A 16,283-nucleotide genomic window follows, 5' to 3' on the forward strand; every position below is an offset into this window, starting at 1 on the left:
TGCATTTTCCATAAATTTGCTTTTAATATAAAAAGTTCGGGTATAATGAAGGATAAGTGTATGTATAACATTACAGAGCGCAACACGACGTACGTGCATCTAAGAATATAAACAATGTTTAAATCATAGTAGTAGGGAGAGAAATGCATGTTTTTAGCTTGGAATGAAATACGGCGCAACAAATTGAAGTTTGGACTAATTATTGGTGTGTTAACGATGATTAGTTACTTGCTATTTTTATTATCTGGATTGGCGAATGGTCTTATCAATATGAATAAAGAAGGCATTGATAAGTGGCAAGCAGATGCCATTGTTCTAAATAAAGATGCCAATCAAACTGTGCAACAATCTGTTTTTAACAAGAAAGATATTGAAAATAAATACAAGAAGCAAGCTACTTTGAAGCAAACAGGTGAAATTGTCTCTAATGGCCATCAAAAAGACAATGTTTTAGTGTTCGGTGTTGAAAAGTCATCATTTTTAGTTCCGAGATTAATAGAAGGGCATAAAGCGACTAAAGATAATGAAGTGTTAGCTGATGAAACACTTAAAAATAAAGGATTTAAAATTGGTGACACATTATCACTATCTCAATCAGATGAAAAATTGCATATCGTAGGTTTTACAGAAAGTGCAAAATATAATGCGTCACCAGTCATTTTCACGAATGACGCTACCATTGCCAAAATCAATCCTAGATTGACTGGAGATAAAATCAATGCAGTTGTTGTACGTGATACAAATTGGAAAGACAAAAAATTAAACCAAGAGCTTGAAGCGGTAAGTATTAATGACTTTATTGAAAATTTACCAGGTTATAAACCACAGAACTTAACATTAAACTTTATGATTTCATTCTTATTTGTCATTTCAGCTACAGTTATAGGCATTTTCTTATATGTCATGACATTACAAAAAACAAGTTTATTTGGCATATTAAAGGCTCAAGGATTTACGAATGGCTATTTAGCGAACGTAGTTATTTCGCAGACGCTCATATTAGCATTATTTGGTACGGCATTTGGTTTACTGTTAACAGGCGTTACAGGTGCATTTTTACCTGATGCAGTACCTGTCAAATTCGATGTACTAACATTACTCGTATTTGCAATTGTGTTAATGATTGTCTCTGTATTAGGAAGTTTATTCTCCATTTTAACAATTAGAAAAATAGATCCGTTAAAGGCGATTGGGTAGGAGGTGTAGCAAATGTTGAAATTTGAAAATGTAACAAAGTCATTTAAAGATGGGAATCGTAACATTGAAGCGGTTAAAGATACAAATTTTGAGATAAATAAAGGTGATATTATAGCATTGGTTGGACCTTCTGGCTCTGGTAAAAGTACATTTCTAACTATGGCAGGTGCTTTACAAACGCCGACATCTGGGCACATTTTAATCAATAACCAAGATATTACGACAATGAAGCAAAAAGCATTGGCAAAAGTTAGAATGTCTGAGATAGGTTTTATTTTACAAGCTACAAACCTTGTGCCATTTTTAACGGTAAAGCAACAATTTACATTATTGAAAAAGAAAAATAAGAATGTTATGTCTAATGAAGACTATCAGCAACTTATGTCACAATTAGGGCTAACATCATTGCTTAATAAGTTACCTTCAGAAATTTCAGGTGGTCAGAAACAACGTGTGGCCATAGCCAAAGCGTTATATACGAATCCGTCGATTATTTTAGCGGATGAACCTACCGCGGCGTTAGATACTGAAAATGCGATTGAAGTCATTAAAATTCTACGTGATCAAGCCAAACAAAGAAAGAAAGCATGTATTATTGTTACACATGATGAACGACTTAAAGCATATTGTGATCGTTCATATCATATGAAAGATGGCATCCTTAATCTTGAAAATGAAACAGTAGAATAGTTTTATTAAGCCGGTACATCATGTGCCGGTATTTTTATGTTTATGTATTATTTGAATAAACTTTCACATTCAATTAATAATAATTATTATCGAAAATTAGAAATATTCCGTGAAATATAATATTTTTTGTAGTAAAATGGCCTCTAAGTATTCAATATTTAAATATGGGGATTGAATATAAAATTATCGTAATGGGGGTCAATGGTTATGGATTTATTGATAGGTACTTTATTTTTATTTTTGGTCTTAGTGATTTTTACATTATTTACATATAAAGCGCCTAATGGTATGCGCGCCATGGGAGCATTAGCTAATGCAGCAATCGCAACATTTTTAGTAGAAGCATTTAATAAATATGTTGGTGGCGAAGTATTCGGTATTAAATTTTTAGAAGAGCTAGGAGACGCTGCGGGAGGTCTAGGTGGTGTCGCTGCCGCTGGATTAACAGCATTAGCTATCGGGGTGTCACCAGTATATGCATTAGTTATAGCAGCCGCGTGCGGTGGTATGGATTTATTACCAGGTTTCTTTGCGGGTTATATGATTGGATATGTGATGAAATATACAGAGAAATATGTGCCGGATGGTGTCGACTTAATTGGATCGATTGTCATCTTAGCGCCATTAGCTCGTCTTATTGCAGTATTATTAACGCCAGTAGTGAATAGTACATTGATTAGAATTGGTGATATTATCCAAAGTAGTACGAATACGAATCCAATTATCATGGGTATCATTTTAGGTGGTATTATCACGGTTGTCGGCACAGCGCCATTGAGTTCAATGGCATTGACAGCTTTGTTAGGTTTAACGGGTGTACCTATGGCTATTGGTGCCATGGCAGCATTTAGTTCGGCATTTATGAATGGGACGCTATTCCATCGCTTAAAATTAGGTGATCGTAAGTCTACGATTGCAGTAAGTATTGAACCTTTATCACAAGCAGATATTGTATCAGCCAATCCAATTCCAATCTATATTACAAATTTCTTTGGTGGTGCGATTGCTGGTTTAATTATTGCTATGTCAGGTTTAATTAACGATGCGACAGGTACAGCTACACCGATTGCAGGATTTTTAGTTATGTTTGGATTTAATCATCCGACGACAATTGTGATTTATGGTGTAGTAATGGCGATTGTAGGTGCGCTTGCAGGTTATCTTGGTTCAATCGTATTTAAAAAATATCCAATTGTTACTAAGCAAGACATGATTAATCGAGGTGCAGTAGACGCATAACATCATCATATTGAATAGTAAAAACAAATAAAACATAGTAACGTGATTCAGTCGATGTAAAAGTCGATAATGAGTCACGTTTTTTTATAGAAAATATAAGACATAAAAATGTCATAATTTATAGTCGACAAATATCATACTGTATAAACATTTATCATTTTCTCAAGTGCCTTTTACGCGATGGAATGAACTTACTTTTTACGAAATTATGCGTATTTTATAAACAAATATCATTGATATAACGGTAAATGTAAGCGTTTACAACAGAAATAACTGCATGCTACGATATTTTTGTAAATTCACTGATTCAATTATTTTAAGTCAATATGAGGAGGGATGTTATGAGCGATTCTGAGAAAGAAATTTTAAAAAGAATTAAAGATAATCCGTTTATTTCACAACGTGAACTTGCTGAGGCAATTGGATTATCTAGACCCAGCGTAGCAAACATTATTTCAGGATTAATACAAAAGGAATATGTTATGGGAAAGGCATATGTTTTAAATGAAGATTATCCTATTGTTTGTATTGGCGCAGCGAATGTAGATCGTAAGTTTTATGTGCATAAAGATTTAGTTGCAGAAACATCAAATCCTGTAACGTCAACACGCTCTATTGGTGGCGTAGCAAGAAATATTGCTGAGAACTTAGGTAGGCTTGGCGAAACGGTCGCTTTTTTATCTGCTAGTGGACAAGATAGTGAATGGGAAATGATTAAACGATTGTCCACACCATTTATGAATTTGGATCATGTTCAACAATTTGAAAATGCGAGTACAGGTTCATATACAGCTTTAATTAGTAAAGAAGGCGACATGACATATGGCTTAGCAGATATGGAAGTGTTTGACTACATTACGCCTGAATTTTTAATTAAGCGTTCACACTTATTGAAAAAGGCTAAGTGCATTATTGTCGATTTGAATTTAGGCAAAGAGGCATTAAACTTCTTATGTGCCTATACCACGAAACATCAAATCAAATTAGTTATCACCACGGTTTCTTCCCCAAAAATGAAAAATATGCCTGATTCATTACATGCTATTGATTGGATTATCACGAATAAAGATGAAACAGAAACATACTTAAATTTAAAAATAGAATCTACTGATGATTTAAAAATAGCTGCTAAACGCTGGAATGATTTAGGTGTTAAAAATGTTATTGTGACAAATGGCGTGAAAGAACTCATTTATCGAAGTGGTGAGGAAGAAATCATCAAGTCAGTTATGCCATCAAATAGTGTGAAAGATGTTACAGGTGCAGGTGATTCATTCTGTGCTGCAGTAGTGTATAGCTGGTTAAATGGGATGCCTACTGAAGATATATTAATTGCTGGTATGGTTAACGCAAAGAAAACGATAGAAACGAAATATACAGTTAGGCAAAACCTAGATCAACAGCAACTTTATCACGATATGGAGGATTATAAAAATGGCAAATTTACAAAAGTATATTGAATATTCTCGAGAAGTTCAGCAAGCACGGGAGAACAATCAACCGATTGTAGCATTAGAATCAACAATTATTTCGCATGGTATGCCGTACCCACAAAATGTTGAAATGGCAACAACAGTAGAGCAAATTATCAGGAATAATGGTGCCATTCCAGCAACCATAGCCATTATAGATGGCAAAATTAAAATTGGTTTAGAAAGTGAAGATTTAGAAATACTTGCAACTAATAAAGACGTTGCTAAAGTGTCTAGAAGGGATTTAGCAGAAATTGTTGCTATGCAGCGTATTGGTGCTACTACTGTAGCGACGACGATGATATGTGCTGCAATGGCTGGTATTCAATTTTTTGTTACTGGAGGTATTGGGGGTGTCCATAAAGGTGCAGAACATACGATGGACATTTCAGCAGACTTAGAAGAACTGTCTAAAACAAATGTCACTGTTATCTGTGCAGGTGCCAAATCAATTTTAGACTTACCTAAGACAATGGAGTATTTAGAAACAAAAGGCGTTCCAGTTATTGGATATCAAACGAATGAATTGCCAGCATTCTTCACTCGCGAAAGCGGTATTAAGTTAACAAGTTCGGTTGAAACGCCAGAACGACTTGCTGACATTCATTTAACAAAACAGCAGTTAAATCTTGAAGGTGGCATTGTTGTTGCTAATCCAATTCCATATGAGCATGCCTTATCAAAAGCATATATTGAGGCAATCATAAATGAAGCTGTTGTTGAAGCCGAAAACCAAGGTATTAAAGGTAAGGACGCCACACCGTTCTTGTTAGGGAAAATTGTAGAAAAAACGAATGGTAAAAGTTTAGCAGCAAATATAAAACTTGTTGAAAACAATGCGGCGTTGGGTGCTAAAATTGCTGTCGCTGTTAATAAATTATTGTAGGTGATGATACATGAATATTTTATTCGCTATCACAGGGATAGCATTTGCACTATTTGTTGCGTTTTTATTCAGTTTTGATCGTAAAAACATAGACTTCAAAAAGACGTTAATAATGATATTTATTCAAGTGTTGATTGTGTTATTTATGATGAACACAACGATTGGTTTAACAATCTTAACTGCATTAGGTTCATTTTTTGAAGGGTTAATAAATGTTAGTAAAGCAGGTATAAACTTTGTTTTTGGAGATATACAAAATAAAAATGGCTTTACATTCTTTTTAAATGTGTTGCTGCCATTAGTGTTCATTTCTGTATTAATAGGCATTTTTAATTATATTAAGGTATTACCATTTATTATCAAATATGTAGGTATTGCTATTAATAAAATAACGAGAATGGGGCGTTTAGAAAGTTACTTTGCTATTTCGACAGCGATGTTTGGACAGCCAGAAGTTTATTTAACTATAAAAGACATTATACCAAAGTTGTCTAGAGCAAAATTATATACAATTGCGACATCTGGTATGAGTGCTGTTAGTATGGCAATGTTGGGTTCATATATGCAGATGATTGAGCCTAAGTTCGTAGTTACAGCAGTAATGTTAAATATTTTTAGTGCGCTTATCATCGCCAGTGTAATCAATCCCTATAAATCTGATGATACTGATGTTGAAATTGATAACTTAACGAAATCCACAGAAACTAAAACATTGAATGGAAAAACAGGAAAACCTAAGAAAGTTGCCTTTTTCCAAATGATTGGTGATAGTGCAATGGATGGGTTTAAAATCGCTGTTGTAGTAGCCGTAATGTTGTTAGCATTTATTTCACTAATGGAAGCAATTAATATCATGTTTGGTAGTGTTGGTTTGAACTTTAAACAGCTTATTGGCTATGTGTTTGCACCAATCGCATTCTTAATGGGGATTCCATGGAGCGAAGCTGTTCCAGCTGGCTCTTTAATGGCGACTAAATTAATTACAAATGAGTTTGTAGCAATGCTTGATTTTAAAAATGTCCTGGGTGATGTATCTGCTCGAACACAAGGTATCATTTCAGTTTACTTAGTAAGCTTCGCTAATTTTGGTACGGTTGGTATCATCGTAGGTTCAATTAAAGGCATTAGTGATAAACAAGGAGAAAAAGTTGCATCCTTTGCAATGAGGCTGTTACTTGGTTCAACTCTAGCTTCAATCATTTCAGGATCAATCATTGGCCTAGTATTGTAAATTAATCGAAGTATCTAAATTAAATTTATAACAACATCAAAACCCCATCACCAAGTTGGCGCAACAGCGCATCATAACTTAGTGATGGGGTTTTATCATAACAATCTACTTTTTCGTAGCCGTTTTTGAAATGTATGTTGATGGTTTATCTTTTTCAAAAATTGTTAATCCCGTTATATCTTTTTTATGTTTTGAAGGGACAATGAAGCTAAGTATATAAGCAAAGACAAAAGCAACTGTAAATGAAATGGTAGATACATAGAAAGGTGAGTTACCTTTGCCAACACCATTATAGACATAAGCAAAGATGATACCCAATATTAATCCACAAATAACACCGAATGTGTTCGTACGTTTAGTGAAAATACCAACTGCAAATACACCAGCCAATGGAACGCCGAATAATCCAGTTACAAACAAGAATAAATCCCATAAGTCATTTGAATTAGAAGCAATTAAGTATAGTGACATTCCAAAACCGAAAATACCTGCAATGATAATAATGAAACGCGCAAAGTTAACTTCGTGTCGCTCGCTACCTTTTCCGAAGAAGCGTTGCTTAATGTCGATTGAAATACAAGCAGATATAGAATTTAAACTAGATGAAATGGTAGACTGTGTAGCTGCGAAAATGGCAGCAATAAGTAATCCTGCTACAAATGGTGGCATCTCAGTCAAAATGAAATATGGCACTACAGATGATGTATTGAAGCCTTTTGGTAAAACAGCTTCATGTGCATAAAATGAATACAACATTGTACCCATACCATAAAATAAAGGTGCTGAAATTAAAGCTAGGATACCATTTGTCCATAACGATTTATTTGTTTCTTTTAAACTATCAGAAGCTTGATAACGCTGCACGACGTCTTGACTCGCCGTGTATTGATACAAATTGTTGAAAATATTTCCTAGGAAAATAATTGGAATGGCAGCTGCTGCAGTATTCAGTTTCCAATTGTCTGCACTAATTAATTTTTTGTGCTCAATCGCATCTGCAAAGACAGTGCCAAAACCGCCATTAATGTTCATAACACCTAGAATAATGATAACTAAAGCGCCGCCTAATAAAATGACGCCTTGAATGAAATCACTCCAAACCACACCTTCGAATCCACCTAAAAATGTATATAAAATACATAGTAAACCAACGAGTGATGCAACGATATAAGGATTCATGTCTGATACAGATGTAATCGCTAATGTTGGTAAGTAGATAACGATTGCTACACGCCCTAGATGATAAACTACAAATAGTAAAGAGCCAATGACACGAATGCTAGGTCCGAAACGTGCTTCTAGATATTCATATGCAGATGTTACCTTTAACTTTTTAAAGAATGGAACATAGAAATAAATGAGTAATGGAATAATTGCTACGATAGCGATGTTACCTGCAATATATGACCAATCTGTTAAAAATGCTTTCTCTGGTGTAGACATAAACGTAATTGCACTTAATGTAGTTGCATAAATTGAAAACCCAACTACCCAAGATGGCAAGCGACCACTTGCGGTAAAGAAACTATTCGTACTTTGGCTCGCGCGCTTGGTAAAATAAACGCCAATGAACAACATAGCTAGTAGATAAATGATAACGGCAACCCAGTTCAGTGTGCCAAATCCAACTTCTTTCATGGACAACATCCCCTTTACAATGTATTGATTCTTTGATGTCTATAAATCGTATTTTGCAATGAGTTGATCTAATGTTTGTCGATGTGCTTCGTTAAAAGGTTTGAATGGACGTTTCGGTAATCCTGCATCAATGCCACGATGACGTAATATTTCTTTCAATGTTGGATAAATCCCCATTGATAACACTGTTTCGATAATGTCGTTTGAATCATGTTGTAGTTGGTAAGCTTCTTGAATTTGACCTTGTCTTGCTAAGTCGAAGATTTTTCTAGCGCGGCGACCATTAACGTTATATGTAGAACCAATTGCACCATCTACGACAGAAATCGTAGCTTGAACTAACATTTCATCAAAGCCAGATAAGATTAATTTGTCTGGGAATGCTTTTCTAATACGTTCGAGTAGGAAGAAGTTCGGCGCTGTATATTTAACACCAACAATTTTTTCATGATTAAATAGCTCGCTGAATTGTTCAATAGAAATATTCACACCTGTTAAATCTGGTATTGCATAAATAATCATATTGTTCTGTGTTGCTTCGATAATATCGAAATAGTAATCTCTAATTTCTTCAAAAGTAAATGGATAGTAGAATGGTGTTACGGCAGAAAGTGCATCATAACCGAGTTCTGTGGCATATTTTCCAAGTTCAATGGCTTCATTTAAATCTAACGAACCTACTTGAGCAATCAATTTCACCTTATCCCCAACTGCCTCTTTGGCAACCTTGAAAACTTGCTTCTTCTGCTCTGTATTTAATAAAAAGTTTTCGCCTGAGCTGCCATTTACATAAAGACCGTCTAATTCTTCAGTTTCAATGGCATTTTGAGCAATTTGTTTAAGTCCTTGTTCATTTACTTGACCATTTTCATCAAAAGGAACGAGTAACGCTGCATATAAACCTTTTAAATCTTTGTTCATTATGAAGTCCCTCCAAAAAATCATTTGATAATATAGTTTACAGCTATAATTGTAAACGCTATCATAAAATGTAACAATATTTTTTGAAAATTGTAGTCATATTTATGTATAATTAATGAAAATATTTTTCAAAATCAATAGAAATGGAGTGAGTAAGGTGTATTACATCGCAATCGATATTGGAGGCACTCAAATTAAATCGGCAGTTATTGATAAGCAATTGAATATGTTTGACTATCAACAAATACCAACGCCGGACAATAAAAGTGAGCTTATTACTGACAAAGTATATGAGATTGTAACAGGATATATGAAGCAATATCATTTGATCCAACCTGTCATAGGTATTTCATCAGCAGGCGTTGTTGATGAACAAAAAGGCGAAATTGTATACGCAGGGCCAACCATTCCGAATTATAAAGGTACTAATTTTAAGCGATTATTAAAATCCCTGTCTCCTTATGTCAAAGTAAAAAATGATGTAAACGCTGCATTACTAGGCGAATTGAAATTACATCAATATCAAGCAGAACGGATCTTTTGTATGACGCTTGGTACAGGCATTGGGGGTGCGTACAAAAATAATCAAGGCCATATTGATAATGGTGAACTTCATAAGGCAAATGAAGTTGGGTATTTATTGTATCGTCCAACTGAAAATACAACGTTTGAGCAACGTGCTGCAACGAGTGCATTGAAAAAGCGCATGATTGACGGAGGATTTACGAGAAGCACACATGTGCCAGTATTGTTTGAAGCAGCTGAAGAAGGTGATGATATTGCAAAACAAATATTGAATGAGTGGGCAGAAGATGTAGCAGAAGGGATTGCCCAAATACAAGTCATGTATGATCCAGGTCTTATATTAATTGGTGGCGGTATATCTGAACAAGGAGACAATCTCATTAAATATATCGAGCCGAAAGTTGCACACTATTTACCAAAAGACTATGTTTATGCACCGATACAAACGACTAAGAGTAAAAATGATGCAGCATTATATGGCTGTTTGCAATGATGGTTGAAAGAAGGAGTCATTCTAAAATAGAATTTGAAACCGATAAGAGAGATGAGAGCTGTTGTTAGTTCCACACATCACACTCTATCTAGGACCAATCTAAACTATATCAACCAACAGTGTGACACGGGCATATTAAATTGAAGACGCTTGAAAGTATAGTTCTCAAAAATGTAAAAAAGTATTTGGCATTGAAATTAAAAAAGCACCTAGCAACTTGTTGGGACAATCACGATGATTGTTTACAGTTGCAGGTGGATTTGAATATACTACTAGTTATTTGTTGTCTAGGATAATAGATTTAGTATGTTGATAAGTTTGACTCAGATTTGTATTTTCTAATAAATGATAACTCACGATATCGATTAAAAAGAGTGTCGCAATTTGTGTGTTGATAAATTGATGGTCGGTATTACGCGATTGATCCGTTGTTAAAAGTACTAAATCTGCACAATCTGTAAGTTTACTACCTTCGAAATTTGTGATGGCAACGACATATGCACCATGAGATTTGGCGACTTCCGCTGCTGAAATTAATTCCGAAGTATTACCACTATTTGACATAGCAATAAACATGTCCGAATGAGATAGTAGAGATGCCGATATTTTCATTAAATGTGAATCGGTAGTAACATTACCTTTTAGCCCCATACGAATCATACGATAATAAAATTCAGTCGCTGATAAACCAGAGCTACCTAGTCCAGCAAAGAGTATATGTCGACTTGATTGAAGTTTGTCGATAAAGGTTTGGATAATGTCGTTATCAATAAATTCACCAGTTTGTTGAATGATTTGTTGATGATATTTATGAATTCTTTGAATGATTGGGCTATTTTCAATAACTGTCTCTGTCATTTCTTGTTGAATATTAAATTTTAAATCTTGGAAATTCTCATAATCCAGCTTATGACTAAAGCGTGTCATCGTTGCTGGTGATGTACCAATCGCATGGGCTAAGGAGTTAATCGTTGAAAAGGCATCGCTATAACCATTTTGTCTTATATAATTGACGATGCGTTTATCAGTTTTTGTAAATAAATGTTGATAACGTTGAACACGATTCTCAAATTTCATTGTGTCACCCCTTCATCTTAATGATTACTATTATATATGAAAAATATTTTCAAGATAGTAAAAAGCATTGATAAAAATTATCTTAATGATATATTGTAAATGACTTTACGTGAAAAAACGACTTATGGAGTGAGGAATAATGTTACCACATGGATTAATAGTATCTTGTCAGGCACTACCAGATGAACCATTACATTCATCTTTTATTATGTCGAAAATGGCATTAGCTGCGTATGAAGGTGGTGCTGTTGGTATTCGCGCAAATACTAAGGAAGACATTTTAGCAATTAAAGAAACGGTAGATTTACCAGTTATTGGCATTGTGAAACGTGACTATGATCACTCAGATGTTTTCATTACTGCAACGTCAAAAGAAGTTGATGAACTGATAGAAAGCCAATGTGAAGTCATTGCATTGGATGCAACGTTACAGCAACGCCCGAAAGAAACGTTAGACGAATTAGTGACATATATTAGAACACATGCACCTAACGTTGAAATCATGGCTGATATCGCGACCGTTGAAGAAGCTAAAAATGCGGCACGACTTGGCTTTGATTATATTGGCACGACGTTACATGGTTATACTAGTTATACGCAAGGACAATTACTTTATCAAAATGACTTCCAATTTCTAAAAGATGTACTACAAAGTGTTGATGCAAAAGTTATTGCGGAAGGTAATGTCATTACACCGGATATGTATAAACGCGTGATGGACTTAGGCGTTCATTGTTCAGTCGTTGGTGGTGCGATAACACGACCAAAAGAAATTACGAAACGTTTTGTTCAAGTTATGGAAGATTAAATGATAACGATAAAAAACGAGATGACCATCATTAATTAAAGGTACCTAATTATCTTAGGTGGCTGAATGAATGTAATGGGTTCATCTCGTTTTGTTTGTTTATGATAGTGATTTTATTTTCAATTTGAATTATCCAAAAATAAGTAAAGCGACGGGGATGGTGATTAATAGCGACAATGCCACGCGTAAAAACCAAATGATGATGAGTTTCCAGACAGGTATTTTAATTTCAGTTGCTAGTATACATGGCACTAATGCTGAGAAAAAGATAATGGCTGATACGCTTACTACACCGACGACAAATTTAGTACTCATTGCAGCTTTAGTTACTAACAAAGATGGTAAAAACATTTCTACAATAGAAATCGCTGAAGCTTTTGCAAGTACAGCCTGATCAGCAATTGGGAAAATATAAATAAATGGATAGAATATATAGCCAAGCCAATCAATGAATGGTGTATAGTTCGCTACAATCAGTCCTAAAAAACCAATCGATAATATAGAAGGCAAAATACCAACAGTCATTTCTAAACCGTCTTTCAAATTGTCCCAAACGTTCTTCACGAGGGAAGGTGTTAATGCATTTTGTTTCATCGCCTCTGCATATGCAGTTTTCAGTCTGCTTCCTTCAATAGCAACTTCTTGTTCTCCTTCTTGTCCGTTATAATATTCTGTTGATTCATTGGTGATTGGCGGTAGCCATGCAGTAATTGCAGTCACGACAAATGTGATGACTAAAGTTATCCAAAAGTATAAATTCCAATGCGGCATTAATCCTAAAGTTTTAGCAACGATAATCATAAAAGTTGCTGAAACTGTTGAAAAGCCAGTCGCAATAATCGTGGCTTCTCGTTTGTTGTACATCCCTTGCTTATAGACACGATTAGTAATCAATAATCCTAAGGAATAACTGCCGACAAACGAAGCCACTGCATCGACAGCGGATTTTCCTGGTGTTTTAAAAATAGGTCTCATAATAGGCTCCATATAAACACCGACAAATTCTAATAAGCCATAGCCTACTAATAAAGAAAGCGCAATTGCACCTACTGGAATTAAGATACTTAATGGCATCATTAATTTTTCAAACAAAAACGGACCATAGTTAGCTTTAAATAGTATTGATGGACCGATTTTAAATACATACATTATACCGATTATTGCACCTGCAACTTTAAATAATGTAATGACCAAGTTTGTGATTGAAGTCATAAAAGTACGTCTCACTATTGGTAACGCTGTACCAATTAAAATCATAATCAGTGCAACATAGGGCATAAGTGGACCTATGATTGAGCGAATGGCTAGATGAACATGATCGACGAAAATAGTGTTGTTACCATTAATCGTAAAAGGAATAAAGAAACATAGTATGCCCACTAAACTATAGACAAAAAAACGCCATGCACTTGGTTGTTGTGCATTAGAATGATATTGATTCATTAAAGCAACCCCTTTGTTTAAATGAATACACAAAACTGTATGATGCATCTTCCCCTTAATGAGATGAATCATTGTTTTAATTTAGAAAAATCTGAAAACTTACTATAATTGTATAGTTTGAATTATTTTCATACCAATACAAATTAACTAATTATATATAGATTGAAACTATATTACTTAATAAAATATTTATCTTAAATGTTGTTGTGTTGATTCAACGCCACAATTAAAAGTGATTACAAATTATTTGAGGATACAGATATTTGTAAATGATTAGTATCGATTTAATATCGTATTATTAAATTTTTATTAATTTTGTAGTCTTAATCAAAAAATAATATATGTCATGTTATATTGAAGGTGCAGTTGTTTTTCATTCTCAAGAGGGGGTCAAAAAAATACTTTTGAGGTGATTATATGTTAAGAGGACAAGAAGAAAGAAAGTATAGTATTAGAAAGTATTCAATAGGCGTGGTGTCAGTGTTAGCGGCTACAATGTTTGTTGTGACATCACATGAAGCACAAGCCTCGGAAAAAACACCAACGACTAATGCAGCGGCACAAAAAGAAACACTAAATCAACCGGGAGAACAAGGGAATGCCATAACGTCACATCAAATGCAGTCAGGAAAGCAATTAGACGATATGCATAAAGAGAATGGTAAAAGTGGAACAGTGACAGAAGGTAAAGATACGCTTCAATCATCGAAGCATCAATCAACACAAAATAGTAAAACAATCAGAACGCAAAATGATAATCAAGTAAAGCAAGATTCTGAACGACAAGGTTCTAGACAGTCACACCAAAATAACGCGATTAACAAAACTGAACGCCAAAATGACCAGGTTCAAAACACCCATCATGCTGAATGTAATGGATCACAATCGACAACGTCACAATCGAATGATGTTGATAAATCACAACCATCCATTCCGGCACAAAAGGTAATACCAAATCATGATAAAGCAGCACCAACTTCAACAACACCCCCATCTAATGATAAAACTGCACCTAAATCAACAAAAACACAAGATGCAACCACGGACAAGCATCCAAATCAACAAGATACACATCAACCCGCGCATCAAATCATAGATGCAAAGCAAGATGATACTGTTCGCCAAAGTGAACAGAAACCACAAGTTGGCGATTTAAGTAAACATATCGATGGTCAAAATTCCCCAGAGAAACCGACAGATAAAAATACTGATAATAAACAACTAATCAAAGATGCGCTTCAAGCGCCTAAAACACGTTCGACTACAAATGCAGCAGCAGATGCTAAAAAGGTTCGACCACTTAAAGCGAATCAAGTACAACCACTTAACAAATATCCAGTTGTTTTTGTACATGGATTTTTAGGATTAGTAGGCGATAATGCACCTGCTTTATACCCAAATTATTGGGGTGGGAATAAATTTAAAGTTATCGAAGAATTGAGAAAGCAAGGCTATAATGTACATCAAGCAAGTGTTAGTGCATTTGGTAGCAACTATGATCGTGCTGTAGAACTTTATTATTACATCAAAGGTGGTCGCGTAGATTATGGTGCAGCACATGCAGCTAAATACGGACATGAGCGCTATGGTAAGACATATAAAGGAATCATGCCTAATTGGGAACCTGGTAAAAAGGTACATCTTGTAGGGCATAGTATGGGTGGTCAAACAATTCGTTTAATGGAAGAGTTTTTAAGAAATGGTAACAAAGAAGAAATTGCCTATCATAAAGCGCATGGTGGAGAAATATCACCATTATTCACTGGTGGTCATGACAATATGGTTGCATCAATCACAACATTAGCAACACCACATAATGGTTCACAAGCAGCTGATAAGTTTGGAAATACAGAAGCTGTTAGAAAAATCATGTTCGCTTTAAATCGATTTATGGGTAACAAGTATTCGAATATCGATTTAGGATTAACGCAATGGGGCTTTAAACAATTACCAAATGAGAGTTACATTGACTATATAAAACGCGTTAGTAAAAGCAAAATTTGGACATCAGACGACAATGCTGCCTATGATTTAACGTTAGATGGCTCTGCAAAATTGAACAACATGACAAGTATGAATCCAAATATTACGTACACGACTTATACAGGTGTATCATCTCATACTGGTCCATTAGGTTATGAAAATCCTGATTTAGGTACATTTTTCTTAATGGATACAACGAGTAGAATTATTGGTCATGATGCAAGAGAAGAATGGCGTAAAAATGATGGTGTCGTGCCAGTGATTTCGTCATTACATCCGTCCAATCAACCATTTGTTAATGTTACGAATGATGAACCTGCCACACGAAGAGGTATCTGGCAAGTTAAACCAATCATACAAGGATGGGATCATGTCGATTTTATCGGTGTAGATTTCCTAGATTTCAAGCGTAAAGGTGCAGAACTCGCCAACTTCTATACAGGTATTATAAATGACTTGTTGCGTGTTGAAGCAACTGAAGGTAAAGGTACACAATTGAAAGCAAGTTAAATTCATTTTCGTAATTTAATATGCTATGCATTTCGTGCTACTAACATGGCACAGCAGATATAAGTAACATCACAGTGTTGAATTTAAAAATAGTAAAGTGAAATAAAGCGCCTGTCTCATTAGCGAAAACTAAAGGGACAGGCGTATCTGTTTATGAGCTTAATAAATTG

The 16,283-nt window shown here is 34.8% G+C and carries 14 protein-coding genes; 9 read left to right on the forward strand and 5 right to left on the reverse strand.

Annotated features, from left to right (window positions below):
- Positions 1–147 precede the first annotated feature (147 nt).
- Together JV528_RS00425 and JV528_RS00430 are read left to right on the forward strand one after the other, a co-directional pair.
- Positions 148–1,197 (forward strand): ABC transporter permease, encoded by a 1,050-nt coding sequence (locus JV528_RS00425; protein ID WP_000477929.1) that lies wholly within the window; start codon positions 148–150, stop codon positions 1,195–1,197.
- 12 nt (positions 1,198–1,209) lie between these two features.
- Positions 1,210–1,887: an ABC transporter ATP-binding protein gene (locus tag JV528_RS00430; RefSeq protein ID WP_204177108.1), complete on the forward strand. Its 678-nt coding sequence runs from the start codon at positions 1,210–1,212 to the stop codon at positions 1,885–1,887.
- 158 nt (positions 1,888–2,045) lie between these two features.
- On the opposite strand, the gene JV528_RS14615 is transcribed toward JV528_RS00430, so the two are convergent.
- Positions 2,046–2,186 (reverse strand): hypothetical protein, encoded by a 141-nt coding sequence (locus JV528_RS14615; protein ID WP_011446983.1) that lies wholly within the window; start codon positions 2,184–2,186, stop codon positions 2,046–2,048.
- Between JV528_RS14615 and JV528_RS00435 the strand changes: the two genes are divergently transcribed.
- The 4 genes from JV528_RS00435 to JV528_RS00450 all read left to right on the forward strand — a co-directional run bounded on the left by JV528_RS00435 (position 2,137) and on the right by JV528_RS00450 (position 6,715).
- A complete protein-coding gene (locus tag JV528_RS00435; protein ID WP_223181135.1) occupies positions 2,137–3,126 on the forward strand; it encodes a PTS sugar transporter subunit IIC in 990 nt (329 codons plus the stop codon). The two genes, JV528_RS14615 and JV528_RS00435, sit on opposite strands and share 50 nt — an antisense overlap.
- Before the next feature lie 341 nt (positions 3,127–3,467).
- On the forward strand, positions 3,468–4,586 hold the full coding sequence (locus JV528_RS00440) for a carbohydrate kinase (RefSeq protein WP_001283967.1): 1,119 nt from the start codon (positions 3,468–3,470) through the stop codon (positions 4,584–4,586).
- Positions 4,561–5,484 carry a pseudouridine-5'-phosphate glycosidase gene (locus tag JV528_RS00445; RefSeq protein ID WP_000002065.1) on the forward strand — a complete coding sequence of 308 codons (924 nt, stop codon included), beginning with the start codon at positions 4,561–4,563 and terminating at the stop codon, positions 5,482–5,484. Before JV528_RS00440 ends, JV528_RS00445 begins: the two co-directional genes overlap by 26 nt.
- A gap of 10 nt (positions 5,485–5,494) precedes the next feature.
- The gene (locus tag JV528_RS00450; RefSeq protein ID WP_001022967.1) at positions 5,495–6,715 is read left to right on the forward strand and encodes a NupC/NupG family nucleoside CNT transporter; all 1,221 of its coding nucleotides are present in this window, start codon (positions 5,495–5,497) and stop codon (positions 6,713–6,715) included.
- A 105-nt stretch (positions 6,716–6,820) separates the two neighbouring features.
- Here JV528_RS00450 and JV528_RS00455 read toward each other — a convergent pair whose 3' ends face one another.
- Together JV528_RS00455 and JV528_RS00460 are read right to left on the reverse strand one after the other, a co-directional pair.
- The gene (locus JV528_RS00455; protein WP_000665735.1) at positions 6,821–8,353 is read right to left on the reverse strand and encodes a sodium:solute symporter family protein; all 1,533 of its coding nucleotides are present in this window, start codon (positions 8,351–8,353) and stop codon (positions 6,821–6,823) included.
- A 39-nt stretch (positions 8,354–8,392) separates the two neighbouring features.
- A complete protein-coding gene (locus JV528_RS00460) occupies positions 8,393–9,274 on the reverse strand; it encodes an N-acetylneuraminate lyase (protein ID WP_204177110.1) in 882 nt (293 codons plus the stop codon).
- Positions 9,275–9,431: 157 nt separating this feature from the next.
- Between JV528_RS00460 and JV528_RS00465 the strand changes: the two genes are divergently transcribed.
- Positions 9,432–10,292 (forward strand): ROK family protein, encoded by an 861-nt coding sequence (locus tag JV528_RS00465; RefSeq protein WP_000291432.1) that lies wholly within the window; start codon positions 9,432–9,434, stop codon positions 10,290–10,292.
- A 276-nt stretch (positions 10,293–10,568) separates the two neighbouring features.
- Here JV528_RS00465 and rpiRa read toward each other — a convergent pair whose 3' ends face one another.
- A complete protein-coding gene (gene rpiRa / locus JV528_RS00470) occupies positions 10,569–11,369 on the reverse strand; it encodes a pentose phosphate pathway transcriptional regulator RpiRA (RefSeq protein ID WP_000667382.1) in 801 nt (266 codons plus the stop codon).
- A gap of 139 nt (positions 11,370–11,508) precedes the next feature.
- On the opposite strand from rpiRa, the gene JV528_RS00475 reads away from it, so the two are divergent.
- Complete coding sequence (locus tag JV528_RS00475; RefSeq protein WP_000936725.1) at positions 11,509–12,177, forward strand: N-acetylmannosamine-6-phosphate 2-epimerase; 669 nt, start codon at positions 11,509–11,511, stop codon at positions 12,175–12,177.
- 129 nt (positions 12,178–12,306) lie between these two features.
- Here the strand turns inward: JV528_RS00475 and JV528_RS00480 are convergent, their stop codons facing one another.
- Positions 12,307–13,620, reverse strand: coding sequence for a YjiH family protein (locus JV528_RS00480; RefSeq protein WP_001077708.1), 1,314 nt, complete (start codon positions 13,618–13,620; stop codon positions 12,307–12,309).
- A gap of 417 nt (positions 13,621–14,037) precedes the next feature.
- Here JV528_RS00480 and lip2 point away from each other — a divergent pair, with 417 nt between their 5' ends.
- Entirely contained in the window at positions 14,038–16,113 is a 2,076-nt protein-coding gene (gene lip2 / locus JV528_RS00485; protein WP_204177112.1) for a YSIRK-targeted triacylglycerol lipase, read from the forward strand.
- Positions 16,114–16,283: the final 170 nt, after the last annotated feature.

Origin of the sequence: Staphylococcus sp. GDB20D11A (assembly GCF_016893255.1) — a bacterium.
GTDB lineage: Bacteria > Bacillota > Bacilli > Staphylococcales > Staphylococcaceae > Staphylococcus > Staphylococcus aureus.